Here is a 23,363-nt window from a genome sequence, read left to right as displayed (position 1 = left end):
ATTCGCCAGCCATTTCGTTGCCAGTATCACGCACGCCAGAAGCCGTAAAGTTCACACCGAGCGATACAGAGCGGGTGCGCCGCCGCAATCGACCAAAATTCAACGCAGCCAATCAATTTCAACGTGATGCAGCGCATTACCTTCTAATCTGGTCATGGCTCGGTTTGCTGGCGCCTCGCGCTGCAATTGGCAAGGATCATTCCACTGATGCCAACCCATAGTATTCCCGATACCAGGCCACGAAACGCTGCACGCCTTCCTCGACCGTTGTCCCGGGGCGATAGCCGGTCAGGGCCTGGAGCAGATCGGCGGAGGCGACGGTTTCGCGCACATCGCCTTTCTGCATGGGCAGCATGTTGCGGATCGCCTCGCGGCCGAGCTCGCGCTCGATGGTCTCGATGAAGGGCAGGAGCCCTACCGGCTGACCACCGCCGATATTGACCACGCGCCAGGGCGCGGCAGGGGAGAGCGAATCATCGATGCCCTCCACGGGCTTGCCCGCCTCCGGCGGGGTCTCGATCAGGCGGGTGACGGATTCGATCAGATCGTCGATATAGGTGAAGTCACGCTTCATGCGACCTTCGCCATAGATATCGATCGGCTCGCCCGCGAGGATGGCCTTGACGAATTTGAACAAAGCCATGTCCGGGCGGCCCCAGGGGCCATAGACGGTGAAAAAGCGAAACGCCGTCGTCGGCAGGTTCCACAGATGCGCATAAGAATGCAGCATCGCCTCATTGGCTTTCTTGGTGGCCGCATAGAGCGTGATCGGATGATCGGTACGATCCGTCTCGCCGAACGGCATTTCGGTGTTGGCGCCGTAGACGGAGCTCGTCGAGGCGGCGAGGAAATGCCGCGGCGCGCTCTCGCGCACGCCCTCCATGACGTTGAAGGTCCCGGTGAGATTCGAATCGATATAGGCGCGCGGATTTTCCAGCGAATAGCGCACGCCGGCCTGGGCTGCGAGATGCACCACCGTATCCGGCTTTGCCTCGCCGAAGATCTCCGCAATGCGCGCGGCGTCCTCCAGCATCACCTCATGGAAACGGAAGGCGTTGGTGCCCTCGCCGCCCGCGCCGCGCAACTGGGTCAGCCGCGCCTGCTTGAGGCGCACATCGTAATAATCGGTCATCCCGTCAATGCCGATCACCACCCAGCCATCGGCAAGGAGGCGGCGCGCGAGGTGGAAGCCGATGAAACCGGCAGCGCCCGTGACGAGTGCGGTGCGTGTGCCTGAAGTGCTCATCCGACCAAATCCTCCGCGAAGAACATTTCGCCAAGGCGGTGCCGGCTAATACCAACCCGCAATGATCAGAACCGATGAGCCCAGTCTCGCAGCCCGATGGCCATGATGCGCCATGGCTGGTCGATGATGGCGTTCCAGGCCTGGCAGCACAGGTCGAGGAGTTGGTCATAGGAGGCGAAGACTCGGTTGGAGAGGAGATTGTCGCGCATGAACTGCCAGAGGTTTTCGACCGGATTCAACTCGGGCGATTTTGGCGGCAGCGGCAGGAGGGTGATGTTTTGCGGGATCTCGAGGCCTTTGGCCATGTGCCATCCGGCCTGATCGAGAATGAGGATGGCGTGTTTGCCCGGGGCGACTGCGGCGGCGATCTCCACGAGATGAAGGTTCATGGCTTTTGTGTCGCAGCGCGGCAGGACGAGAGCCGCCCCTTTTCCCTCCTGCGGGCAGATCGCCCCGAAGATGTAGGTCGAGGCGGTGCGCTGATCGTGCGGCGCCGAGGGGCGGGTTCCGCGCTTGGCCCAGCGTCGGGTGATCTTGTTCTTCTGGCCGATGCGGGCCTCGTCGGCGAACCAGACCTCTATGTCATCGGGCGCGAGGCTCTGGTGGGCGGCGATTTCGTCCAGGCGGGCGGGGAAACTTTTTTAAAATCCTCGATGGTATGCGTGTCCTGCGCATGATGGCGCGGCCTCGCCGAGAGCTTGCGATAGCCCATCTTGCGCAGGGCCCGGCTCACCGTGTCTTCGCTCGCTGCGATGCGGAACTCCTCGTAGAGCCATTGCGCGAGATCGACGATCCGCCAGCGCACCACGCCATGGACGGACGGGATCGGTCCTTCGTCCACCCGCCGTGCCAGGGCCGCCAGATGATCGGGGCCGAGCAGAGGAGCCTTGCCCGGCGCCTTGCGGTCGACGAGCCCCTCCGGTCCCTCTCGGTTGAACCGCTCAACCCAGTCGCGGACGATCTGCGCCGTCACGCCGCCGAGCCGGGCCGCCTCCGCCCGGCTCGATCCCTCATAGATAGCCGCGATAGACAGAAGCCGGCGCGTTTGCGCCCCATCCTTCGAGCGCCGCGCCGCCGCACGGCAGCGTTCCGCGTCAAAATCATCCCGCAAGGGCAAAGCAGCCATGGCGAACTCCTCCGTTCGCCACCTTGAATCTGATTTGCGCCTCGGAGGGAATCCCCCGAGTCAATTTCAATGCGGATTGGTATTATCCGCAATAACGTACGGAATTTCTGAACGCAGTCTGCTTGGAGACCGAATAAGCGCAGAACCTGAGCCAACTCCGTAAGGGTGCGCAGTCCATATGCTGTTCCGCTTGCATGGCTGTACAAGCACGGCACCTTTACCGTCGGTACCGGTGGTTGAAGCCACGGCCCAATGGAAGCTGATGGCGCGGGCGTGCCGCGCAACTTTGGCCCTCATCCTCCTCAGACAGTCATGCGACCCTAAAAACAGACGGGGAGCTGACCATCGCAGTGGTGGCTGGATTTCGGCCCGAGCGCCGCGCCGTCACCCCGGCCCGGCGCCCGGTGGTGCGGACTGCTTTCACCATCCTGTCAAAATCCAACTTCTTGAACGGCGAGAGATCAAGCCCGTCGTCGAGGGGCATGTTCGCAACCGCGTGCAGGTTCTCGCCGCTGAGATTATCAGCGCCATAATCGTCGTGTTCCGTCCTCGCGCCCCGATGGCCGGCCTGGAGGTACCGGCTCTTGTCGTCGAGCTTTTCATGGCGCATGCGATCGATCGCCTGGTGACGCAAGCTGTGCAGCACTTCGATGTTCTCGGCGATGGCGTCAGAGCGCTGCAGCAACCGGTTGAGACGACGCGAAGCGAGTTTTGACGGATCGGGATAGCGCAGCGCATTGGCGAAGACCGGCCCTGTCTGCTCGCTCGCCCACAACGCAAAACCGATCTCATCGAGCACGTTGTGGAGAACAAAGGCACGCAACGAGGCTTCGGTCTTGTAGGGAACGCGAATGCGCTTGCCTTCAAAACGGATATGCGATTGGGGATGAACGATCCAGACGCCGTCTCGCTGGCGGAAATCCTCACCCCGCAGATGCAGCAGCAGACCGATCCGCCGCCCGGTCAGATAGGCCATCAGCGGCAGGATTGCTTCTTCGAGATACCCGCTTTCGACGCCATGGACGAAGACCTTGTTCAGCGTGAGCGTGCTGATCGGCAAGCGTTTGCGCGGGCTCGTGCTGCTCAGCGGCCAGGCGATCTTCATGTCACGGAAGGGGTCCGCGAAGCCGAGTTCCGTGCGCCGGTCACGAATGATCGCGCGCACGAAGGCGACATAGCTGTCTTCCAGCGTCTTGCGCGAGATCCCCTCACATTTGAAGTCGCGGTTGTCTTCGATGATTTCCGCGATCGGCCATTCCGTCAGTGCCACGTCATGCAATTCGGAGCTGCGCTTGATGTGGTTTTTTGGCCAGTACTGCATCCGGTCGATATAGAATTGCAGATCGCTCGGTCGGTAGGCGGTAATCGGGAGATCGCCGAGGAGGCCGATGAAGGTAGCGCGCGCAAGCCGTGCTTTGCTGAGCAGTTTTTCGGTCGCCGCGCGCTGACGTTGGCGTTCGTCATAGGAATCCGCGAGCTCAGAGAATGTCGGTGCCGGACCGGGCTGATGATAGGGGTGTGCCTGATATGGCGGGAACTGATGCCCTGGTCCGTGATGCGTGGGGCCATGCTGCGAGGGTCCATGCTGCGGCGGCATATGATTGCCCAGCGCGGGCGCCGACGCTTGCCAGGTCGCGGTCGCTGCAGGGGCAACGGACAGGGCAAATCCGCCAAACGCATAATGCGTCGCGTAAGCGGTGCTCATGCTGGACGCAGGGATGCCAAGTTCCGCAGGCTTGGGGCCGAGATCTGCGATGCTCGACGCGCTCTCCTGCCGCGACAGGTCGGAAGCGGACATATTCGGCAAGGAACGATCCGGGTTCGCCACTGCATCATGATCTGATGCGCCCTGAGCTGATGTGTCCTGATCTGGCGAAGTGGGCGCGATCGGACTGCCCGACGTCACACTGGCAATTGTCTGCGTCCTCTGCCCTGCACGCGAAGCCGTTGTCTGAGGTTGATTTTTGGTCATCGCCACAGGCATGCCGTCCGGCGCGGCCTGCGGCTTCGATCCCGTTTGAGCCGGTGGCATGCCCCTCTTGGCTTCCGGGATCAAGGCTTCCGGGATCAAGATCACCGAAGCGTCGGGATCACCCGGCCCCCCGCACGGGCGCAGTCGCGGTGCCTAATGGCATGGAGGCTGCATCCGGGTTCACAGTCTTGTCCCCACCCTGATGCCCGAGCAGATTCATGCGGATGCGACCCTGCGCGTGCTCCGCGCCGTCATGATCGCTGTACTTCATCGGCCCGGTTGACCTATGGGCGTACCGGAAATCCTCATCATGGGCCGCGTCTTGCGGCCCGCTCGGCTGCCGGTTCCGATCGCCGATCATTGCCCCGAGATGATCAAGCAGGCCGGGATCACCATTCAGCTGGTCCATCAAGCTGCTGAATGTCTGCATCCGGGAAAACGCGTTGGCAGTGATCTGCGGGGCATGCCGGGCGACGATATCGTCACTCTCGCCGCCCTTTCGGGCGCGCTCCGCATGCACGATATCGCGGATATGCGTGGCATAGATAGCAGTCGCCGGATCGAGCGGCGGGGCCGCGCCCGCAAACGCATCACGCAGACGCCGTAGTTCCCCTGCGAGAATATCGAAAGGATCGGGCTGTTCGGACGAAATCATATTCTTATTCATCGGTGTATTCACGGTCGAACTCATGGACGCAACCAGAATGTCAAAAAACGCATTCAGATGACGTGCCCGCTTCTTCGCTTCGGGCGGCGTCATCGGGCCGAGCCGGATACGAAGGATGCGCGACGAATGCTTCTTTGTAAACGCTGTTTCTGCAGTTGATCCGAAAACGGATTTCGGAACACGCCGCTGAAACACATAAGCGTCACGGTCCCGTGACAGATTCTGCGGCAAGTTTCGCAGTAAGTCACCTTGGCTGAAGCGTTTCCTGCTTTCTCCATTTCTTGAGCGCCGCCCCTGGGCGCGGTGATCGGCATGTTCGATCAGCGTATTGCGATTCGTTTGCTCTGACAAAGGTCCGTCAATGCCAGCGTGATGGCCGGCGTGGTGCGTGTCGGCGCTGGCATTTTCCCGTGCGGACGCCGCTGTCGACGCAGCGAACCCGCCTCCATGCAAACCCTGTTCCATGTGGGCGGCCCCGGCGGCCCCGCTCCGCAGCCCGATATCAGCCTGCGGCGTCATGCCGCAGGAATGATCCACAGCCTTTCGCGGTCCTCCCGCTTCCGGCAGCTGAATCCCGCTGGTTACATTTGCGGTTACATCCGGGGTTACATCTGCGGTTACGTTTGTTGATTTTGCTTGGATTTTTGTCGGGTCGGCGCAATTGATGCTTTCATGCCCATTGCGGCCCGGGATATGACTGTTGTGTCCCATTGCGATCTCCATCGTGTTGCGGGGCACACAACCGGGCACTTTGCGAGGGACTTTCTCGGCTTACGATTTTTGCAACCCAGGGATGGCGGAGAGGGGGGGATTCGAACCCCCGATACGGTTGCCCGTATGCCGCATTTCGAGTGCGGTGCATTCAACCACTCTGCCACCTCTCCGCAATGATCGACTAGCGCCCGCGTGGGGTGCTCTTCGGTGGCCGGCTGCGGATTAGCATGGGGCGGGCGTGGGGACAAGCGGGTTGAGGGGGCTTCGTTCGAAATTCCGACCCGCTTCGCCGGCGCGCAGGCATCGCGCACAAGCCGCGTGGGCGGGCTTGCGCCTTCATTGCGGGCGGGCCATCGGCTAGTCTCACGGCAATGATCACGTCGAACCGGCGAATCCGCATTCGTGATGCGGTGAATGCCCGGAGAAAGCGCCCTGCGAGGGGCGCATCGGAGAGGAAACACCATGAGCGCGACAGCCCGCACCGGCGGCCAGATACTCGTCGACCAGATCGCCCTGCACGGGGCACAGCAGATCTATTGCGTGCCCGGTGAGAGCTATCTCGCGGCGCTTGATGCCATGCATGATGCGCAGATCGGCGTCACTGTCTGTCGCCAGGAAGGCGGGGCGGCGATGATGGCGGAGGCCTATGGCAAAATCACCGGCCAGCCCGGCATCTGCTTCGTCACACGCGGCCCCGGCGCCACCAATGCCTCGGCGGGTCTGCATATCGCGCGTCAGGATTCCACCCCGATGATTCTCTTCGTCGGCCAGATCGGGCGCGAGATGCGCGAGCGCGAGGCCTTCCAGGAGCTCGATTACCGCGCCGTCTTCGGCAGCATCGCCAAATGGGTGACCGAGATCGACGATCCCGCCCGCATTCCCGAACTCGTCTCGCGTGCCTTCCATGTCGCCACCTCCGGGCGTCCCGGTCCGGTTGTGATCGCCCTGCCGGAAGACATGCTCACCGAGGCCGCCGTCACTGCGGATGCGCCCGCCTATACGCCGATCGAGACATATCCCGGCCCTTCACAGATGGCGGAGCTGCAAAAGCTGATCGCCGGTGCCAAACGCCCGGTGGCCATTCTCGGCGGCGGGCGCTGGGACGCGCAGGCCGTGACACGCTTCAAGCGTTTCGCCGAGCGCTTCCGGCTGCCGGTGCACACGTCCTTCCGTCGCCAGATGCTGTTCGACACCCTGCATGAATGCTATGCCGGCGATCTCGGTATCGGCCCCAACCCCAAACTCCTGAAGCGCATCAAGGATTCCGATCTGGTGCTCGTCGTCGGCGGGCGCCTGTCGGAAATGCCGAGCCAGAGCTACAGCCTTTTCGAGATTCCCGCACCGCGCCAGCGCCTCGTGCATGTGCATCCCGATTCCTCCGAGCTCGGTCGCGTCTACAGCCCCTTCATGGCGATCAATGCCAGCCCCGGCGCCTTCGCCGCCGCACTCGAGAGCCTGCAGCCGCCGGCGGATCTGCCCTGGGCGGAGGATACCCGCGCGGCGCATGAAGACTATCTGGCCTGGAGCGATCCGGCTGCGATCACCCATCCGGGCGATCTGCAGATGGGCCAGGTCATGGCTGAACTCGCCAAAGCCGTGCCGGATGACGCGATCATGGCCAATGGCGCGGGCAATTATGCCGGCTGGGTGCACCGTTTCTGGAAATTCCGCCATTACGGCACCCAGCTCGCCCCGACATCCGGCTCCATGGGCTACGGCTTGCCCGCAGCAGTCGGCGCCAAGCGCGCCTTCCCCGAGCGCATGGTGATCTCGGTCGCGGGCGATGGCTGCTTCATGATGCACGGTCAGGAATTCGCCACTGCCGTGCAATATGATCTGCCGATCATCGTGCTGATCGTCGATAACGGCATGTACGGCACCATCCGCATGCACCAGGAGCGCGATTATCCCGGCCGCGTCTCGGCGACCATGCTGAAGAACCCCGATTTCGCGGCCTATGCCCGCGCCTTCGGCGGTTTCGGCGCGCGGGTCGAGCGCACGGAGGAATTCGCCCCCGCCCTGAAGGAAGCCATGGCCAGCGGCAAGCCGGCGATCATCCACCTCCTGATCGACCCCGAAACCATCACCCCCACCACCACGCTCTCGGCCATCCGCGAGAAGGCGATGCAGGAAAAGGCGTGAGGGAGCGGGGCGCAGGCGCGCGTCCCCGCGTGATGACGTGAGAGACACCCGCCGGCGACGGCGGGTGTTTTCATTTCCGGGGCTCGGGCTCTGATGCGGCTGCGAGGCCTGTTTCGAACCTGTCGCTGGCATTGCGGGCGGCTTGCAAGAGCGCGTCGAAATCCTCCGGCGGATCACCGTTCTCGAGCATGCCCTTGAAGGTCGCATAGGCATCGCTTCGACTGCCGTAAGAGCGCAGCGTCTCGTCGTCATTCACCCAGGCGATCACGATGATCCCGCTCGCCGTGTCGAAGCGGAAGAACAGGCGGTATTGCTGGAAGAACTTCGCCCGGAACCAGTGTCTGCGCGCCGGGCCGAGACTGTCGCCCTGGCGGAAGGTCGGCGATCCGGGATCCGCCGGAATGACCTCGCGCGCGAGCCTGAAGATTGCGGCAAGGCGCTTCGTTGCATTCTTGCGCCGCCATCCCTGCGGATCGCGCGCCCGCAGCGCCTCGACCTGTGTGATCAGGGCGTCGAGCTGGTCGAGAAACAGCGGATGCGCGTAGATCGACCAGCCGTTGACGGTGAGCGGCGCCACCGGCGCGCTCATGCGTCATCCGGCGACAGCGGCGCATCCAGATCGACATCGATATCCCCGACGAGCGCCGCGAGGCGATCATGCAGGGCGCCGTCGAGCGCCTTCAGGCGCTCGGGATGGGCCTTGATATCCGCTTCGATGAAATCAAGAAATGCGCCGAGAGCCGGGTCGCTCTCTGATGCAGATACGGGCTCGATATAAACCCGGCCATCGGGCTCGATGCAGTAGCGCAATTGATCGCCCTTGCTGAGCGCAAGTTGCTTGCGTACGCCACGCGGCACCGTCGTCTGATAGCGATCGGTGAGCTTCGAGGTTTCGTGTGTGCGCGCGGACATGTCGCGGCAGCCTCCGTTTCCGGCGAAAGGATATGGCATTATTGTAATGCAAGTGCATTGCTGTTTCAATGTAGGGCCTTCGGACGCTGTGCCTTGACGCTCCAACACCCTCACCCGAACAACCCGTGCAGATACCAGCGCGGGCTTTGCGTCTCGCGGGCATAGAGGCCGTGGCGGAAGAGCCAGAAGCGGCGGCCCGCGCGGTCTTCGACGCAGAAATAATCCCGCGTCAGCCGCCCGCCGCGCCACCAGGGCGGCGCGATGCGCTCGGGGCCTTCATAGGCGATGGTCTCGTGCAGGACGCGGCGCCAGCGAAAGCGCAGGGGCGGACCGTCGGGGACGCCGGCCAGCGCCTCGATCGGTTCGGGCTGGTCGAACAGGCGGATCGGGCGATCCGGCGCGGCGGTGGCGAGCCAGGAAGAGGGGGGGAGCCAGGGTGCGGAACGGGTTGAGGAACGGGCGGTGGTGCGCCCGGAAGCGGGGCGTTCGAAGGGGCGGCGCAGGCGCGCGGCCTCTTCCGGCAGATGCGCATCGCCGGCAACGGGAATACGCACGCGTTCCTCGCCGAGCCGGGCGCCGAGCGTATCGATCAGCCGGGCCAGCGCCTGCCCGCGCGCACGCCCGTCAAGCCGGAGGCTCGTTTCGTCGAGGCGCCCGACGGCGATGGCGCTGAGCCGGGCGAGATCAAAGCCGTGGCCCACATCGAGGGCATCGTGCAGGCCGGCGAGCCTTTCGCGGAAAAGCAGCATGATCCGGTCGGGATCGCGCACCGGACGCCCTGACTGCAGGCTGATGCGCCGCACCGCGCCATCGACACGAAACAGCATGTATTCCAGCCGCGTCGCGCCCTCGCCGTGGCGGGTGAGCATGGCGCAGAGCTCTTCCGCCAGCCGCTCCAGCGTGCGCGCGACATCCTCACTGGCCAGAATCGGCTCGAAGAAACGACGCTCGGCAAGATAGGCCGGCGCCTCGATCCGCGCACCGATGCCTGAGCGCAGGCGTCCCAGAGCCGCATCGATGCGCGCGAGCAGATCCGCGCCGAACCGGGCGGCAAAGGGCGCGCGCGGGCGCAAGAGAATATCCTCGACCCGGCGCAGGCCCATCCGCTCCAGCGCCTCGCAGGTCTCGGGAGCGACGCGCAGGGCCCGCAGCGACAGAGGCCGCAAGGCCGCTTCCTCGGTGCCGCTTGCGATGATCGGATCGCGAGCGCCCGCCTTGTCGCGCCTTGCGCGCGTCAGCGCGGCGGCGGCCTCCGGCGTGCCGGCAATGGCGAGACGGGGGGTGAAGCCCATCGCGGTCAGGCGGGCGCGGATATCGGCAAGGAGTGCTTCCTCGCCGCCGAACAGATGCGCGGCGCCGGTCATGTCGAGCACCAGTGCGTCGGGCGGGTCCTGCGCCAGAAGCGGAGTGTAGCGCCGCGCCCAGTCGGCGAGGCGCTCCAGAAGGGCACGATCGGCTGCCGGATCGTCGGGCAGGGCGATCAGATCGGGATGGCGTGCGCGGGCATCGGTGAGCGCCATCCCCGCCCGCAGGCCGCGTCGCAGGGCCACGGGATCGGTGGCGGCGAGGCGCAGGGCGCCGCGCGTCTCGCAAGTGGTGACGAGAGGGCGCGGGACGGGGGGGGAGCCGGAAGAGGATGCGGCGGGATTCGCATCAGCGCGCGGCAGCACCCCGTCTCGCAGCCCCCCCTCGCGTCTGATCCGCTCGCTCACGAGAAAGGGCAGGAAGATCGCCAGATAGCGCTTGTGATGCGCCTGATCGTGCTGCGGCTGCCCCTTCTCCTGCCCCGATTGCGCTGAAACGCCCGTGCTCATGATCCCATTCCCTCAGCCAGCGTCCCTCGCGCCCGCCGCGATGGCGGGCCAGATGCAGGCGCCAGGCCGCCCGGCCCGGCTCGCCGGCGAGGCCGCGCCGGCTTTGATGCGCGCCGATCAGCCAGCGTGTCCGCGCGGCGCTGGCGATCTTCAGATCGCGCGCCCCGCTGCCGGCCTGGACCAGCAAACCCGTCGCGCCTCCCTCGCGCGCCGCCAGAACCAGCCGGCGCGAGGCGGTGAGATCGCAGGCTCCGGCGAGCCCGGTCACTTCTGCCAGAACCGTATCGAGTCCCGGACAGCGCAAACCCTGCTCCATCGCCCAGAGCGTGCTGCGGGCATCGCGGGTGCGCAGCATGATGATGCGGGCGGGATCGAAGGCCCTTCCCGCCATACTGTTTCCCGCCATGGTTTTCCCCGCCATCATGGCGATCCCCTGCGGATAGGGCGCCCCGTCCTCAGCCCGGGCGCGCTCCTCCTGGATCCAGAGCATCGCCCCGCCGCGATTGAGCCGCAGGGCCAGCGCCAGTGCGAACCCATGCGCAGCGCCGCAATCGCCGGCCTCCTCCGCGAGGATCTCGTGCACGGCGCCGCGCGCAAGCCCGCCTCCCAGCACCGCATCGACCGCGTCATGATCGAGGGGCGCATGATCGCCGGCTTCGGCGCGCGCCGCATGCGACTCCCCGCAAGATTCCCCGCAAGATTCCCCGAAAGCCTCAACCGCCCGCCGCAAAACCCCTCGCGCCCGCAACTGCGCGAGATCCTGAGCAGCATCCTTTGCGGCATCCTGCGCGGCGGATGACGCAGCATCTGCGAGCGCATTGTCAGTGGCGGGCGCGCGACCAGACAACATCACTTTTTGATCCCTTTATGTTCTTTAAATGATCACTATCTGATTCCATCTCCACCCGGGCGAGTCAAGCATCCTGCCAGCGCCCGATCCCGCCCGTGACGAAATTTCCCGATACGCGCCACGCGCCGCTATCCTCCTGGCGCGGTGATGCTCTACTCTCCCCGGACACACCATCGACGAGACGCTGCATGTTCGAACAGACGCGACCCTTCACCCTGATGCAGGCACGTCTTCCCCTGCGTGATCCGCATGATTGCACCGACGGGGCGGATGAGCTCGCGCTCTACCGGGCGCTCTACGAGACGCTTGTCGGCTACGGTCCGCGCGGGTTTCGCCCCCGCCTCGCCCGGAACTGGCAGGTCTCTCCCGATGCCTGCATCTGGCGCTTTCGCCTGCGCCCGGGCACCGTCTTTCATGACGGGATGGCCTGCGATGCGCAGGCGGTGAAGACCTCGCTGGAGCGCATGGCGCGCCCCGACAAGGGTTATGCGCTGGGCTCGCCGGCGGTCTGGCGGGCCTATCTCGGCGATGCCGATATCCGTGTCGATGACCCCCACAGCCTCACCATCAGGCTGGGCGCGCCGATGGCGGATCTGCTCGACATCCTCGCCCAGGCCTTCATCCTCTCCCCCGCCGGGCTCGACGCCCTCGATGCCGGCAGGATCGCGGCCGCGCCGGGCAGCGGGCCGTTTCGTCTGGCGGAATACGGCGCGGGGCAGCTGCTGCTCACCCGCTTCGCGGAATATCGCGGGCGCCGGCCCACCAATGAGGCGATCCGCGTCCTGGCCGAGCCGGACCGCGCGCGGCGCCTCGACGCCCTCGTCGCAGGGCAGGCGCAGGCTGCGACCGATCTCGATCCGCCGGCCAGCACGGTGCTTGCGCAACACGGGGCGACGCGGGTGGAGAGCCTCACCCCGGTGGCGATCATTTTCATGATGAATGCCGCGCATGGCCCGCTCGATAATCCGCTGACGCGGCGCGCGCTCTCCCTCGCGATCGATCGCGGTGCGCTCCTGCGCGACGCGGCCGGCGGGGCGGGGCAGGTTATGCCCGGCTTCATCAGCCCGCTGCATTTCGGTGCACCGCAGGCGCAAGGCGAAGAGCATCCGCTTCACGACCCGCTATACGACCCCGATCAGGCCCGTGCGCTGCTGGCGCAGGCCGGGCACGCAAACGGTCTCGCCCTCACCCTCGATACGCCGACGCGCCTGCCTGATGAGGCGCAGGCGCTTTCCGAAGGCCTGCGCGCGCAGCTCTCGGCCTTCGGCATCAGCATCGAGATCCGCAGCCATGGCGAGCGCGAAGCCTATGCGCATCAGGTGCGTCGCAAGGAGATCGGCGATCTTTGCGTGTTCGATTCGAGCCCGCTCTCGACCTTTCGCGTGCTGGTCGAGAAGCTCGATCAACGCGTGCGTGGCGCCTGGTGGCAGGGCTATGCCTCACCGGGGGTCGAGGCGGCGATCGATGCCGGACGCGCCGAGCCGGACGAGACCCGCCGCGCGGCGCATTACGCACAGGCCTATCGCCTGATGCAGGCGGATCCGCCCTGGCTGACGCTCTATAATCCGGCCCGCATCACCGGTCTCGCCGGCCACCATCCCGCTTTCCGCTTGCCCCGCGACGCGGTGATCGATCCTGCCGCCCTGCCGGCGCTGCCGGTGGCGGCAGCCTGACAGGCAGGATCAGAAGCCCGTCTCGATATAGCCGTAGACCCGCTCGGTGAAGCCATAGATCTGCGCGCCGACGAAGGGCGCGCTGACCAGAAACATCAGCAGGATGGCGACGATCTTCGGGATGAAGGTGAGCGTCATTTCCTGAATCTGCGTCAGCGCCTGGAGCAGGGCGATGACCACGCCCACCAGCATGGCGACGCCGACGATCGGGCCCGATCCCGCGATCACCACCCAGATCGCGTCGCGAATCATGTCGAGGGCGTCGACCGCGTTCATGACGGCGCGCCGGTAATGGTCACCCCCGGGCCGACCAGCAGGCTGCGCCCGTCGCTGAGCGTGGCATGGGGGCCCTGGTCGGTCAGGCGTACCGATTCGATCTCGCCGGAGACCGATCCGTCCCCGGAAGTGACATGGCGCCCGATCAGGCCGCCCGATTGCGAGAGCGACAGACCCGCGAGCAGATCATCCAGCTTGCGGTTGGTCTGGATCGCCTGCTCGACCACCGAGAAGGAGGCGAATTGGGAGACGTATTCCGATGCGTCCGTGGGATCGAGCGGATCCTGATGCTTCATTTCGGCGATCAGCAAGCGCAGGAAGGCATCGTAATCCATGTCGGTGCTGCGCTCCTGCACCTGACCCGCACCTGTCTGGCTCTCGGCACCGCCGGGCGGGGCCTGTGTCGGATTGACCATCATGTCGGTTGTCTCCTCAGGCTGCGGCGAAAGCCCGGGCCCGCGCCCGGTTCTCACCAATGATTTCGGCTTCACGGGCAAACAGGCCGCGCAGGATCTTCAGCCCGTCGAAACAGCGCCCCTGATCGATGGCCGCACGCAGATCCAGAAGCCCGTCGATGATCTCGTGATTGGTGAAGGAGCGTAATGTGGGCGCGAACAGATCGTCGAACAGGCCCCGTGAGCGGGCCGCCTGCAGCGGATCGATCAGCATGGTCTGCACGACGAAATAGAGCTGGCGCAGCGGCGTCGTCGTCTCCTCGGGCTGGAGCACATGGTTTTCCATCAGGAAGGTGACGTCGTTGAGCAGTTCGATTCCGACCTTGCGGTCGACCCGCAGCACCGCGCCGTTGACGAAGAGGCGCTCCTGCGGCTTCAGCGCGAGCCGCATCGTACCCGACTGGCCGGAACGCCCGGTTTCTCCACGCGGCTTCATTTCAGGCCCTCGCTGATCATGGTGTTGATGTCGATGAGGTTCTGCAGATCGTCACAGCGCTCCAGCCGGATCTGCTCGACCTCGCGCAAGACCCAGATCCCGATCGAGATCAGATCGGCGCGCAGCGCCTCCGGCAGATCGTTTTCCGGCTGGGCCAGATCCTCGATCAGGATGCTCCAGAGGCTGCGCAGATAATGCAGCGCCTCGACGGTCTCGCGCGAGCGGATGCCCGCGACCTGCGCCTGTTCAAGCAGTTCGACGCCGCGCTTGACCGCGCGCCGCTCCCGCCCCCGCGCATCGGAAGCCGCATCATCGACGATTTCGGCGTAAGTGAACTGGTACATCGGCACCTCACGTGAATTTCAGGAGCGAAAGCTGACGGATCCGGGCCGTCAGGCTGTAGGACATCTCGACCTGCGTCATCAGGCTGTTGACCTTGGTCGCAGTCTCGTAGGGGTCGACATTCTCCAGATCGACGATCTGCTGGTTGATGATGTCGCGCTGGATGGACAGACGTTCATCGGCTGCGGCGACCCGGTTCTGCGAGACGCCGAGCCGCGCCTTGACCGAGGTCAGTCCCTGGATCGCCTCGCTGACCGAGGCGATCGCCTTGTCGATCACCGCCTGCGAAGCGCCGCGCCCGAGCTCGCCGAGGCCGAGATCGGAGATGGCGGTATAGGCCATTGCCAATTGCCGGAACGGTGTCTCATTGGCATTGGCGGACGTCTCGATCAGCTCGTTCGTTGCGATGCGGCTGCGCACATTGCGCGAGGAGGCGTCCGACCAGGTGCCCTCCCATTGCGCATCATCAAGGAAAAGATCCGAATAGGCGCCGTCCAGGAAGCCCTGCATCGTCGCCGGATCGATCGTCGCGACGGCGGGATCATCCTGGGCGAAGCCGAATTCGGCGGTGAAGGCCGCATCGAGCGCCGCTTTCGGCGCCGAAGGCGGATCGGCTTCATAGCTCGCCATCGGCTTCACATCGGTATTGATGCCGGAGAACAGGAACTGCCCGTTCAGATTGGCGTTCAGCGCGCCGGACAATTCCTTCAGATTGAGATCCGCCTGCGGCTTGATGGCGGAGCCCGCGATGGCGCCGTCGCGCATGGCGACGAGCGTGCTCATGAAGTCCTCCGCCGTGCCCAGCAGCCCCTTCAGGGCCGCCTGGGAGGTATCGAGCCGCGATTGCACCAGGCCGTTGGTGTCGCGGATCGTCTCCAGCTGCGACAGTTCATGCCGCAACTGGACTGCGTGACCGGTGCGGCTGCCGAGCCCCTGGCCGATATCGGCCAGGCGTCCGGAGGAGAGCTCCTTGGAGGCCTTGGCCAGTTCGCCCTGCATCCGGATCATCGACATGCGCGTCGAATCCGCGATGGCCTGTGTGGATACGAAACTCGTCTTCATCGGTTCATCCCCGGATCAGCGCGTCGCCGCGAGCAGCGATTGCAGCATGGTGTCGACGGTACTGATGATGCGCGCGGAGGCGCCGTAGGAGCGCTCCAGCTCCATCATCAGGGCCAGTTCCTCGTCCAGATTGACGCCGGTGACGTTGGACAGGGATTCGCGCGTGCGCTCGAGCATGGTGTCGCGGAAGGAGGCTTCCTGCGATGCCTGCTGGCGCCCGGCTTCGAGCCAGCTCACGGAAGAGGAGGCGAAGCGCGACAGGGTCGTGTTGGGATTGATCCCCGTCGCCGGGTCGAAACCCTGCGGTGCCTCCAGCGCCTCCAGCATGGCGTGGATCCGGTCGGAGAAGGCGGCGTCTCCGGCGGGGTTGAAATTGACGGTCACACCGTCGCGCAGGCGGGCGAGATCACCGCCGAGTGCGGGATCGACATCGGGAGAAACGCCGATACGGGCCGCGAGACCAGGGCCGGCCGGGCCGGGATCGACGAAGATCCCCGCTGCCCCGCCGGGGGCGGGTTCGCCGAAGGCATGGACCAGCCCCCGGGCGATCTCGTCCAGCTGAAGCTGGTATTGCGGCGCCACCTCATCGCGCAAAGTCGCATGCCCGTGGAGCGCACCGCTCTTGATGCCCATGCTCGCGCCGGCCCCGGTCAGGGGCACCCCGTCGGCGAAGACGGCGGCGCCGGTCGTGCCGGCATCATAGGCGAAGGTGCGGTTGAAACTGATCGTGCGCGCGGATTTCTCGAACAGCGTGACGCCGCTATCGGTATAGATCACCATGTCGTTGCCGGCGCGGGTGACGGTGGAGATGCCCACCTCCTGCGACAGCTCGTCAAGGATCCGGTCGCGCGTATCAAGCTCGTCGCTGACATCGGTGCCCGATTGCGTACCCACGACGATGGCGCGGTTGGCACCTTCGAAACGGGTGAGCAGCTCATTGATGCGATCCACCGAATCGGCCATGGCCGCATCCGCTTCGGCCCGGGCGCCCTGCGTGGTCTGCGCCGCATTGTTGAGCGTGCCCGTGAGATCATAGGCCGCCGACAGCGTCGCGGCTCCGAGCACCGGATCACCGGGCGATTCCGCCTGCATCTGCAGCGCGTCGGTGAGCTTGCCGAGCGAGGCGGATACGGACTGGTTCAACTGCGGATCGTCGACCGTGCGCGCAAGCGTCTCGAAGCCTTCGAGCAGCGCCTGTTGCGCGGAGGCGCCGGAATTCGCCTCCAGCATGCGGGCGTGCAGCGCGGTATCGGCGGCACGGCCGACCGAGACGAGCTTGACGCCGCCGAGACCCATTGATGAGGTCAGTCCCATCTTGCGGGAATAGCCGGGATCGGCCGCGCCCGAGATGTTGCGCGAGATGATCGATGTCTGCGTCGATGTGGCGGAGAGCGCCGATTGCGCGGAGGACAGGGCGACGGAGAGGTTCATGGTGACGTGATCCCGGTTTCAGGCATGGCGACAGCTTTGCCGGCGCATCATCGCTTCAGGTTGACCAGCACTTCGAGCAGATCCGAGCCGGTCTGGAAGACCTTGGAATTGGCCTGATAGCCGCGCTGGGCCTCGATCATGTTGGTGAGCTCGTCAGCGAGATCGACATTCGACTGCTCGACCGCACTGGTGACCATCGAACCCATGCCGCCCTCACCGGGGAAGCCCATGGTGACGTCGCCGGAATCGATGCCCACCGAGAAGACATTGCCCGCCGTGGCGATCAGATTGTCCGGGCTGCGCACATCCGCGAGCGGAACGCGGTGGGTGGCGCGCCGGTCACCGTTCTCGAACACGGCATAGAGCGTACCGTCGGAGGAAAATTCCACGCCGCGCACGGCGCTCGGGGCATTGCCGTTCACATCCGCACGCATCACTGTGTAATCGGCGGCGACCTGTGTCATGGCGGAGAGGTCGAGTTCGAGTGCCTGGCCATCTGGGACGGCGAAGTTCAACCCGTCGGGCGAAGCACCATCAAGGCGACCATTTGCCGGGTCGAAGACCAGGGTCTGGGTATCGAGCGGCCCGGCACCATAGGGGAAGCCGCCACCCGGGCCGGCCTCGGCCTGATCGAAGACCGAGACTTCCCATTCATTGGCGGCTGTCTTGGTGAAATAGACGTCGAGCACGACCTCGTTGCCCAGATTGTCATACGCAACGAGCGAAGATTTCGCCTCGAAGACGGATCCTGGCACATTATCCGAGGGAAGGCTGCCCGCGGGGACGATATTGGCGTTGGAGGGCAGGTTGGCGCCGAAAATACCTTCCGTCGAAGGCGTGGCCTCAAGTGCGTTCTGGGTGATGTTGACCGGCTCCAGCCCGGCCATCGCATTGACCACGACGTCGGGATCGCCGTCGGCCAGCGGATAACCCATCAGCTGGAAGCCGCCAGCATTGATCAGATTGCCTTCGCCATCGGGAACGAAGGAGCCGGCGCGGGTCAGGAATGGAGTGCCGCCGGCATCCGAGACGACGAAGAAGCCGTTGCCGTTGACCGCGAGATCGGTGGTCGAGGTGGTGTATTGCATCGCGCCCTGCTGGGTCACATGCTGCCGGATATCGGTCTCCACACCGCCGGAATTGTAGCTTCCCGCCTGCGAATTCAGAATGAAGGAGGAAAACTGCGTTGAGGAACGCTTGTAACCGGTAGTGTTCACATTGGCCATGTTGTCGGCCACAACGCCGATCCGGTTGGCCTGGGCAGCCATGCCGGATACGCCGGTCCTCATCGTACCGTAAATGCTCATCGCGAAACTCCCTGCGGTCTGCGAACCTGCTGCGCTGCGACCCGCTCCTGGCGGGGGCGGATGGCGCGATCCATGGCAGTTCAACAGAGGAGGCTTGCGTGTGGCTGTATTCGTAATTGAAGACGCGATTCAATTCATCGCAATTTGAATAAATTTCAAATAAAACGCCGCCCGTCTTGATAGCGGGCGGCGTAATGATAGCTCCCTACTGAAAGAATCGACTCAAAGGCCGCTCTTCGTCACGAACTTGGTATTGAGATAGGCCTCGATTGCTTCGAGGCCGCCCTCGGAACCATAGCCCGAATCCTTGACGCCGCCGAAGGGTGTCTCCGGAAGAGCGATGCCGTGATGGTTGATCGAGATCATGCCGCTCTCGACCCGCTCGGCCAGCGCGCGGGCCGTGGTTCCGGATTCGGTATAGGCATAAGCCGCGAGCCCGTAGGGCAGGCGGTTGGCTTCCGCGAAAGCCTCCTCGTCATCCGAGAATTTCTGGATCGCCGCGATCGGCCCGAAGGGCTCCTCGTTCATGATCCTGGAATCCATCGGGAGGTTGGTGAAGACCGTCGGCTCGAAGAAATAGCCGCGATTGCCGATCCGCTTGCCGCCGGTGCGCAGTTCCGCGCCCTTGGCCTCGGCATCGGCGACGAAGGATTCCATCGCGTCGATCCTGCGCGAATGCGCCAGCGGACCCATGCTGGTCTTCGGGTCGTGGCCATCGCCGACATTGAGATTCTTCGAGATCGTGACGAATTCGTCGACGAACTTGTCGAACACGCTCTCATGCACGAGGAAACGCGTCGGCGAGACGCAGACCTGGCCGGCATTGCGGTACTTGTTGGCCGAGAGCACCTTGAGGGCCTTCTCCAGATTGGCGTCCTTGAAGACGATCGAGGGCGCATGGCCGCCCAGCTCCATGGTCACGCGCTTCATATGCGCGCCGGCGAGCGCAGCGAGCTGCTTGCCGATCGCCGTGGAGCCGGTGAAGGAGATCTTGCGGATGACCGGATGCGGAATCAGGTATTCCGAAATCTGCGCCGGATTGCCGAAGACGAGGTTGAGCACATTGTCGGGCACACCCGCATCGTTGAAGGCCTTGATCAGTTCGGCGCAACTGCCCGGCGTATCTTCCGGGCCCTTGAGCACGACCGAGCAGCCAGCGGCCAGCGCACCGGAGACCTTGCGCACCGCCTGGTTGATCGGGAAGTTCCACGGCGTGAAGGCCGCGACGGGGCCGACCGGCTCCTTGATCACCATCTGCATCACATCGGAAGCGCGCGCGGGGACGATGCGGCCATAGGCGCGGCGCGCCTCCTCGGCGAACCAGTCGATCGTATCGGCAGCGCCGCGCGTCTCCATCAGCGCTTCCGCGAGCGGCTTGCCCTGTTCCGTGGTCATGATCGCCGCGATCGTCTCGGCGCGCTCGCGCAGCAATTCGGCCGCCTTGCGCATGATCTTGTAGCGATCGAAGGCGCCGATCGCGCGCCAGGTGGCAAAGCCCTTCCCGGCGGCTTCGAGCGCCTCGTCGAGATCGGCGATGGTGGCGACGGGCAATGCGCCGATGGCGTCGCCGGTGGCGGGGTTGATGATGTCCATCGTCTCGCCGGAGGCGGCGCCGCGCCATTTGCCGGCAATATGCAATTCGACCTGCGGATACATGGCTTCGTCCACTCCATCGCTGTGTGCTTCGTTGCGCAACAGGTAGCAACTCCGCGCCGGATCCGTCACCCCCGCGCCATGCACTCACCATCTTGGCAGAAACACGCCATGCAACAGCCGTGCGACCTGGCCGGTCCATGTGCCATTCACGACGCCAACCCGGCATTGCCGAGCCGTGCAAAAAGGAAGCGCCGCGCACGGGGCGCGACGCTTCGGTTTCTTCAGGATGCTCGGGCGTGTGATCAGATGCGCCCGGCGCCGGAAGCGAATTCCGGATAGGCCTCCACACCGACCTCGACCTTGTCGAGCCCCAGGCTCTCCTCCTCGTCGCTGACGCGCAAGCCGATGATGGCCTTGATGATCATCCAGACGATGCCGGAGGCGACCACGGTGAAGGCGCCGATCGCAGCGATACCGACGATCTGGGTGCCGAAGCTGGTGCCGTCATTCGACAGCGGCACGATCAGCGTACCCCAGATACCCGCAAGCAGGTGGACCGGAATGGCGCCGACGACGTCATCGATCTTCAGCTTGTCGAGCAGCGGCACCGCGAAGACCACGATTGCACCACCCACGGCACCGATCACAACCGACAGGCCCGCGGAAGGTGCCAGCGGCTCGGCCGTGATCGAGACCAGGCCCGCCAGAGCACCGTTGAGGGCGAAGGTGAGATCGACCTTCTTGTAGATGATCTGGCTGAGGATGATCGCGGCAACCACACCACCGGCTGCGGCAAGGTTGGTGTTCATGAAGATCTTGGCTACCGAGGAAGCGTCTTCGATCGTGCCCATGGCGAGCTGAGAGCCGCCGTTGAAGCCGAACCAGCCGAGCCAGAGGATGAAGGTGCCCAGCGTCGCCAGCGGCATCGAGGAGCCCGGCAGGGCGTTGACCTTGCCGTCCTCGGAATACTTGCCCTTGCGCGCACCGATGATCAGCGCACCCGTCAGAGCCGCCCAGCCGCCCACGGAGTGCACCAGCGTCGAACCGGCAAAGTCGGAGAAGCCCATCTCGGCGAGCCAGCCGCCGCCCCACTGCCAGGCGCCGGTGATCGGGTAGAGAATACCCGTGAGGATCACCACGAAGATCAGGAAGGAGCTGAGCTTCATGCGCTCGGCGATGGTGCCGGAGACGATCGAGGCTGTGGTGGCGCAGAACACCATCTGGAAGAACCAGTCGGAGGCGGCTGCGTAGTCACCGGTATCAGCGGCCGGGTCGGGGATCGAGATGGGCCCCGGCGTGCCGAAGAAGCCGCCATCGACACCGGCATACATGAGATTGTAGCCGATGATCCAGTACATCAGGCCGGCGGTGGAATACAGGCCGATATTCTTGAGGCACTGCATCGAGACGTTCTTGGAGCGTACCATCCCGGCTTCGAGCATGGCGAAGCCGGCGGCCATCCACATCACGAGAAAACCGCCGATAAGGAAGAGCAGCGTGTTGAAGACGAACTGGCCGTCAGCGGGGACTGCAGTCGAGCCCTCCGCGTCCTGCGCCAGGGCGGCGGCGCTCATCAGGCCGAGCGCCAGAGCGGCACCAGCGCTGCGTGTCAAAAGACGTTGAACCATCACGTAAACTCCTGAGAAGGCTTCACTGGAGCGCTCAGAGCGCATCGGAATCGGTTTCGCCGGTGCGGATGCGCACGGCTTTCTCGAGCGGAACGACGAAGATCTTGCCGTCGCCGATCTGGCCCGTACGGGCCGCCTGGGCGATGGCGTCGATCGCGCCCTGAACCTGGTCGTCGGCTACGGCGACCTCGACCTTGATCTTCGGCAGGAAGCTCACGGCGTATTCGGCGCCGCGATAGATTTCGGTGTGCCCTTTCTGGCGCCCGTATCCCTTCACTTCGGTCACGGTCAGGCCGTGCACGCCGAGAGCGGTGAGCGCATCGCGCACCTCCTCCAGCTTGAACGGCTTGATGATGGCCATCACGATTTTCATGGGTTTTGCCCCCTTCGATGCCGCAGGCTTCTTGCGTGCGGACGCGTTGACGTGAGACGGCGGATCATCGGACCGCCGCGTCCCGGGGACATCTGCAAACAAGTGCCGTGCCAAGTCGGGCCGTCATCGCTGCGACGCGGCAAATTCCCCGGAATCAGGGGTTGCAGGGTGGATTCCGAGGCGCTGCCGCAAAAACAGGCGGCAGGTAAAAGCTTGCTTAATAGTCGCCTGATTAAAAATTAGGCAGCGCGGCCTTGCATGGAAAAACGGCAGGCATGCGCGCTGAAGGCGACGCCGGCAGGCGCCGGAACGCAAAAAGGGCGCCCCGCAGGACGCCCTTTCCAAGACCATCGGATCGCAGCCGTCAGCCCTTGACGCCGGCCTGGGCGGCGACTTCGGCCGCGAAGTCGCTCTCTTCCTTTTCGATGCCCTCGCCGAGCGCATAGCGCACGAAACCGGTAAGCGTCACAGGCGCGCCGGCCTTGCTTTCGGCTTCCTTGAGCACCTGCGCGACGGTCTTCGACGAATCGTGCACGAAGGGCTGGTCGAGCAGGGTGACTTCCTTGAGGTAGGATTTCACGCCGCTCTCGACGATCTTGGCCATGACGTGGTCTGGCTTGCCGGCATTCTTCTCGCGCAGGATCGCCGATTCACGCTCGATCGTGGCCGCGTCGACGCCCGATGCATCCACCGCAATGGGATTCACAGCGGCGACATGCATGGCAATCTGGCGCCCGAGCGTGTTGAGGAACGCCTTGTCGCCGGTCGATTCGAGGGCGACCAGCACGCCGATCTTGCCCAGCCCCTCGGCCACCGCATTGTGCATGTAGGCGGCGACGACACCATCCGGGACGGTGACCTTGTCAACGCGGCGCAGGGTCATGTTCTCGCCGATCGTGGCGATGAGTTCCTTGATCGTATCCTCGACACTCGCTCCGGCGGCGAGCTTTGCCGCCTGCAGCGCCTCGAGGCTGCCATCGGTGGCGAGCGCGGCCTTTGCGGTCTCGGCGACGAATCCCTGGAACTGCTCGTTGCGGGCGACGAAGTCGGTCTCGGAATTGACCTCGACCACGGCAGCCTGCGAACCGGAAACGGCGATGCCGACGAGGCCTTCGGCCGCGACGCGCCCGGCCTTCTTGGCGGCCTTGGCCAGCCCCTTGGTGCGCAGCCAGTCGACGGCGGCTTCGATATCGCCGTCGGTCTCGCCGAGGGCCTTCTTGCAGTCCATCATGCCTGCGCCGGTCTTGTCGCGCAGTTCCTTCACCAGAGCGGCGGAAATGTTCGCCATGGCTCTTCCTTTCCTGGTCATGGGGGAACCCGGCGCCATGCTCCGGCCGCCGG

General features: G+C 64.7%; 22 protein-coding genes and 1 tRNA gene. 3 read left to right on the top strand and 20 right to left on the bottom strand.

The genetic code is table 11. The annotated features are described in order from the left end of the window. Positions 1 to 196: 196 nt before the first annotated feature. The 5 genes from GA0071312_RS03470 to GA0071312_RS03445 form a co-directional block, all read right to left on the bottom strand. Positions 197 to 1,246: an NAD-dependent epimerase gene (locus tag GA0071312_RS03470; RefSeq protein ID WP_074443619.1), complete on the bottom strand. Its 1,050-nt coding sequence runs from the start codon at positions 1,244 to 1,246 to the stop codon at positions 197 to 199. A 65-nt stretch (positions 1,247 to 1,311) separates the two neighbouring features. Further along, positions 1,312 to 2,372, bottom strand: a protein-coding gene (locus tag GA0071312_RS19105; protein ID WP_420819944.1) for an IS630 family transposase whose coding sequence is annotated in 2 segments (ribosomal slippage) — positions 1,312 to 1,883 and positions 1,883 to 2,372 — 1,062 coding nt in all. Because the reading frame shifts where the segments join, the coding sequence is not laid out codon by codon here. Positions 2,373 to 2,682: 310 nt separating this feature from the next. After that, a complete protein-coding gene (locus tag GA0071312_RS03455; protein WP_131817693.1) occupies positions 2,683 to 4,443 on the bottom strand; it encodes a hypothetical protein in 1,761 nt (586 codons plus the stop codon). Between the two features lie 19 nt (positions 4,444 to 4,462). Beyond that, positions 4,463 to 5,722 (bottom strand): hypothetical protein, encoded by a 1,260-nt coding sequence (locus GA0071312_RS19540; protein WP_131817692.1) that lies wholly within the window; start codon positions 5,720 to 5,722, stop codon positions 4,463 to 4,465. A gap of 83 nt (positions 5,723 to 5,805) precedes the next feature. Then, positions 5,806 to 5,895: transfer RNA gene (locus GA0071312_RS03445), tRNA-Ser, on the bottom strand. 292 nt (positions 5,896 to 6,187) lie between these two features. Here GA0071312_RS03445 and GA0071312_RS03440 point away from each other — a divergent pair. Next, a complete protein-coding gene (locus GA0071312_RS03440; protein WP_074443616.1) occupies positions 6,188 to 7,867 on the top strand; it encodes a thiamine pyrophosphate-binding protein in 1,680 nt (559 codons plus the stop codon). 70 nt (positions 7,868 to 7,937) lie between these two features. Here GA0071312_RS03440 and GA0071312_RS03435 read toward each other — a convergent pair whose 3' ends face one another. From GA0071312_RS03435 to GA0071312_RS20225, 4 genes are all read right to left on the bottom strand, one after another. Next, positions 7,938 to 8,456: a type II toxin-antitoxin system YhaV family toxin gene (locus GA0071312_RS03435; RefSeq protein ID WP_074443615.1), complete on the bottom strand. Its 519-nt coding sequence runs from the start codon at positions 8,454 to 8,456 to the stop codon at positions 7,938 to 7,940. Continuing rightward, positions 8,453 to 8,779 carry a type II toxin-antitoxin system PrlF family antitoxin gene (locus tag GA0071312_RS03430; protein WP_074443614.1) on the bottom strand — a complete coding sequence of 109 codons (327 nt, stop codon included), beginning with the start codon at positions 8,777 to 8,779 and terminating at the stop codon, positions 8,453 to 8,455. The genes GA0071312_RS03435 and GA0071312_RS03430 overlap by 4 nt, the downstream gene beginning before the upstream one ends. A gap of 110 nt (positions 8,780 to 8,889) precedes the next feature. Beyond that, the gene (locus tag GA0071312_RS03425; protein WP_275261937.1) at positions 8,890 to 10,449 is read right to left on the bottom strand and encodes a Y-family DNA polymerase; all 1,560 of its coding nucleotides are present in this window, start codon (positions 10,447 to 10,449) and stop codon (positions 8,890 to 8,892) included. After that, complete coding sequence (locus GA0071312_RS20225) at positions 10,433 to 11,176, bottom strand: ImuA family protein (RefSeq protein ID WP_074443613.1); 744 nt, start codon at positions 11,174 to 11,176, stop codon at positions 10,433 to 10,435. The genes GA0071312_RS03425 and GA0071312_RS20225 overlap by 17 nt, the downstream gene beginning before the upstream one ends. Here GA0071312_RS20225 and GA0071312_RS19535 point away from each other — a divergent pair. Both GA0071312_RS19535 and GA0071312_RS03410 read left to right on the top strand, forming a co-directional pair. Then, positions 11,171 to 11,392, top strand: a complete 222-nt coding sequence (locus GA0071312_RS19535) for a hypothetical protein (RefSeq protein WP_131817691.1) — start codon at positions 11,171 to 11,173, stop codon at positions 11,390 to 11,392. The genes GA0071312_RS20225 and GA0071312_RS19535 overlap by 6 nt on opposite strands. A 239-nt stretch (positions 11,393 to 11,631) precedes the next feature. Next, positions 11,632 to 13,116 (top strand): ABC transporter substrate-binding protein, encoded by a 1,485-nt coding sequence (locus GA0071312_RS03410; protein WP_074443611.1) that lies wholly within the window; start codon positions 11,632 to 11,634, stop codon positions 13,114 to 13,116. A 9-nt stretch (positions 13,117 to 13,125) separates the two neighbouring features. Here GA0071312_RS03410 and fliQ read toward each other — a convergent pair whose 3' ends face one another. From fliQ to tsf, 11 genes are all read right to left on the bottom strand, one after another. Next, positions 13,126 to 13,392: a flagellar biosynthesis protein FliQ gene (fliQ, locus tag GA0071312_RS03405; RefSeq protein ID WP_074443610.1), complete on the bottom strand. Its 267-nt coding sequence runs from the start codon at positions 13,390 to 13,392 to the stop codon at positions 13,126 to 13,128. Continuing rightward, complete coding sequence (gene flgD, locus GA0071312_RS03400; RefSeq protein ID WP_074443609.1) at positions 13,389 to 13,811, bottom strand: flagellar hook assembly protein FlgD; 423 nt, start codon at positions 13,809 to 13,811, stop codon at positions 13,389 to 13,391. The genes fliQ and flgD overlap by 4 nt, the downstream gene beginning before the upstream one ends. 13 nt (positions 13,812 to 13,824) lie before the next feature. Continuing rightward, positions 13,825 to 14,283: a flagellar biosynthesis repressor FlbT gene (gene flbT / locus GA0071312_RS03395; RefSeq protein ID WP_238947076.1), complete on the bottom strand. Its 459-nt coding sequence runs from the start codon at positions 14,281 to 14,283 to the stop codon at positions 13,825 to 13,827. Next, on the bottom strand, positions 14,280 to 14,627 hold the full coding sequence (flaF, locus tag GA0071312_RS03390; RefSeq protein ID WP_074443608.1) for a flagellar biosynthesis regulator FlaF: 348 nt from the start codon (positions 14,625 to 14,627) through the stop codon (positions 14,280 to 14,282). The genes flbT and flaF overlap by 4 nt, the downstream gene beginning before the upstream one ends. A gap of 7 nt (positions 14,628 to 14,634) precedes the next feature. After that, positions 14,635 to 15,687: a flagellar hook-associated family protein gene (locus tag GA0071312_RS03385; protein WP_074443607.1), complete on the bottom strand. Its 1,053-nt coding sequence runs from the start codon at positions 15,685 to 15,687 to the stop codon at positions 14,635 to 14,637. 15 nt (positions 15,688 to 15,702) lie between these two features. Then, a complete protein-coding gene (gene flgK, locus GA0071312_RS03380; protein WP_074443606.1) occupies positions 15,703 to 17,118 on the bottom strand; it encodes a flagellar hook-associated protein FlgK in 1,416 nt (471 codons plus the stop codon). Positions 17,119 to 17,165: 47 nt separating this feature from the next. Further along, the gene (locus tag GA0071312_RS03375; RefSeq protein WP_074443605.1) at positions 17,166 to 18,425 is read right to left on the bottom strand and encodes a flagellar hook protein FlgE; all 1,260 of its coding nucleotides are present in this window, start codon (positions 18,423 to 18,425) and stop codon (positions 17,166 to 17,168) included. Between the two features lie 222 nt (positions 18,426 to 18,647). Next, complete coding sequence (locus tag GA0071312_RS03370) at positions 18,648 to 20,081, bottom strand: NAD-dependent succinate-semialdehyde dehydrogenase (protein WP_074444178.1); 1,434 nt, start codon at positions 20,079 to 20,081, stop codon at positions 18,648 to 18,650. 242 nt (positions 20,082 to 20,323) lie between these two features. Then, on the bottom strand, positions 20,324 to 21,649 hold the full coding sequence (gene amt / locus GA0071312_RS03365; protein ID WP_238947128.1) for an ammonium transporter: 1,326 nt from the start codon (positions 21,647 to 21,649) through the stop codon (positions 20,324 to 20,326). Between the two features lie 34 nt (positions 21,650 to 21,683). Beyond that, positions 21,684 to 22,022, bottom strand: a complete 339-nt coding sequence (locus tag GA0071312_RS03360; protein WP_074443604.1) for a P-II family nitrogen regulator — start codon at positions 22,020 to 22,022, stop codon at positions 21,684 to 21,686. 364 nt (positions 22,023 to 22,386) lie between these two features. Further along, positions 22,387 to 23,310 carry a translation elongation factor Ts gene (gene tsf, locus GA0071312_RS03355; protein ID WP_074443603.1) on the bottom strand — a complete coding sequence of 308 codons (924 nt, stop codon included), beginning with the start codon at positions 23,308 to 23,310 and terminating at the stop codon, positions 22,387 to 22,389. Positions 23,311 to 23,363: the final 53 nt, after the last annotated feature.

The sequence above is a fragment of the Saliniramus fredricksonii genome (assembly GCF_900094735.1).
In the GTDB taxonomy this organism is placed as follows: Bacteria; Pseudomonadota; Alphaproteobacteria; order Rhizobiales; family Beijerinckiaceae; genus Saliniramus; species Saliniramus fredricksonii.
Note: the sequence above shows the minus strand (reverse complement) of the source record. Positions and strands in the feature narration are given on the sequence as shown.

What these genes read in the sequence shown, in the direction of transcription:
- GA0071312_RS03370 (WP_074444178.1), bottom strand. Translation starts at nt 20,081, where the DNA reads ATGTATCCGCAGGTCGAATTGCATATTGCCGGCAAATGGCGCGGCGCC.
- flgD (WP_074443609.1), bottom strand. Translation starts at nt 13,811, where the DNA reads ATGATGGTCAATCCGACACAGGCCCCGCCCGGCGGTGCCGAGAGCCAG.
- GA0071312_RS03385 (WP_074443607.1), bottom strand. Translation starts at nt 15,687, where the DNA reads ATGAAGACGAGTTTCGTATCCACACAGGCCATCGCGGATTCGACGCGC.
- GA0071312_RS03435 (WP_074443615.1), bottom strand. Translation starts at nt 8,456, where the DNA reads ATGAGCGCGCCGGTGGCGCCGCTCACCGTCAACGGCTGGTCGATCTAC.
- GA0071312_RS19540 (WP_131817692.1), bottom strand. Translation starts at nt 5,722, where the DNA reads ATGGGACACAACAGTCATATCCCGGGCCGCAATGGGCATGAAAGCATC.
- tsf (WP_074443603.1), bottom strand. Translation starts at nt 23,310, where the DNA reads ATGGCGAACATTTCCGCCGCTCTGGTGAAGGAACTGCGCGACAAGACC.
- GA0071312_RS03410 (WP_074443611.1), top strand. Translation starts at nt 11,632, where the DNA reads ATGTTCGAACAGACGCGACCCTTCACCCTGATGCAGGCACGTCTTCCC.
- GA0071312_RS03430 (WP_074443614.1), bottom strand. Translation starts at nt 8,779, where the DNA reads ATGTCCGCGCGCACACACGAAACCTCGAAGCTCACCGATCGCTATCAG.
- amt (WP_238947128.1), bottom strand. Translation starts at nt 21,649, where the DNA reads ATGGTTCAACGTCTTTTGACACGCAGCGCTGGTGCCGCTCTGGCGCTC.
- fliQ (WP_074443610.1), bottom strand. Translation starts at nt 13,392, where the DNA reads ATGAACGCGGTCGACGCCCTCGACATGATTCGCGACGCGATCTGGGTG.
- flaF (WP_074443608.1), bottom strand. Translation starts at nt 14,627, where the DNA reads ATGTACCAGTTCACTTACGCCGAAATCGTCGATGATGCGGCTTCCGAT.
- flgK (WP_074443606.1), bottom strand. Translation starts at nt 17,118, where the DNA reads ATGAACCTCTCCGTCGCCCTGTCCTCCGCGCAATCGGCGCTCTCCGCC.
- GA0071312_RS03375 (WP_074443605.1), bottom strand. Translation starts at nt 18,425, where the DNA reads ATGAGCATTTACGGTACGATGAGGACCGGCGTATCCGGCATGGCTGCC.
- GA0071312_RS03470 (WP_074443619.1), bottom strand. Translation starts at nt 1,246, where the DNA reads ATGAGCACTTCAGGCACACGCACCGCACTCGTCACGGGCGCTGCCGGT.
- flbT (WP_238947076.1), bottom strand. Translation starts at nt 14,283, where the DNA reads ATGAAGCCGCGTGGAGAAACCGGGCGTTCCGGCCAGTCGGGTACGATG.
- GA0071312_RS03360 (WP_074443604.1), bottom strand. Translation starts at nt 22,022, where the DNA reads ATGAAAATCGTGATGGCCATCATCAAGCCGTTCAAGCTGGAGGAGGTG.
- GA0071312_RS03440 (WP_074443616.1), top strand. Translation starts at nt 6,188, where the DNA reads ATGAGCGCGACAGCCCGCACCGGCGGCCAGATACTCGTCGACCAGATC.